Origin of the sequence: Huaxiibacter chinensis (assembly GCF_022171985.1) — a bacterium.
Classification (GTDB): domain Bacteria; phylum Pseudomonadota; class Gammaproteobacteria; order Enterobacterales; family Enterobacteriaceae; genus Enterobacter; species Enterobacter chinensis_A.
In genome coordinates, this window is record NZ_JAJVHF010000059.1 from 1 (window position 1) to 939 (window position 939).

The 939-nt window shown below is 53.1% G+C and carries 1 rRNA gene; it reads right to left on the reverse strand.

The features are described from left to right. A 23S ribosomal RNA gene (locus tag LZP96_RS23910) occupies positions 1-939 on the reverse strand; the annotation flags it as partial.

Sequence of the window (939 nt, forward strand, 5' to 3'; positions counted from 1 at the left end):
CTCCGCCTACATGCTTAAACCGGGACAACCGTCGCCCGGCTAACATAGCCTTCTCCGTCCCCCCTTCGCAGTAACACCAAGTACAGGAATATTAACCTGTTTCCCATCGACTACGCCTTTCGGCCTCGCCTTAGGGGTCGACTCACCCTGCCCCGATTAACGTTGGACAGGAACCCTTGGTCTTCCGGCGAGCGGGCTTTTCACCCGCTTTATCGTTACTTATGTCAGCATTCGCACTTCTGATACCTCCAGCATGCCTCACAGCACACCTTCAACGGCTTACAGAACGCTCCCCTACCCAACAACACATAGTGTCGCTGCCGCAGCTTCGGTGCATGGTTTAGCCCCGTTACATCTTCCGCGCAGGCCGACTCGACCAGTGAGCTATTACGCTTTCTTTAAATGATGGCTGCTTCTAAGCCAACATCCTGGCTGTCTGTGCCTTCCCACATCGTTTCCCACTTAACCATGACTTTGGGACCTTAGCTGGCGGTCTGGGTTGTTTCCCTCTTCACGACGGACGTTAGCACCCGCCGTGTGTCTCCCGTGATAACATTCTTCGGTATTCGTAGTTTGCATCGGGTTGGTAAGCCGGGATGGCCCCCTAGCCGAAACAGTGCTCTACCCCCGAAGATGAGTTCACGAGGCGCTACCTAAATAGCTTTCGGGGAGAACCAGCTATCTCCCGGTTTGATTGGCCTTTCACCCCCAGCCACAAGTCATCCGCTAATTTTTCAACATTAGTCGGTTCGGTCCTCCAGTTAGTGTTACCCAACCTTCAACCTGCCCATGGCTAGATCACCGGGTTTCGGGTCTATACCCTGCAACTTAACGCCCAGTTAAGACTCGGTTTCCCTTCGGCTCCCCTATACGGTTAACCTTGCTACAGAATATAAGTCGCTGACCCATTATACAAAAGGTACGCAGTCACCCCATAAA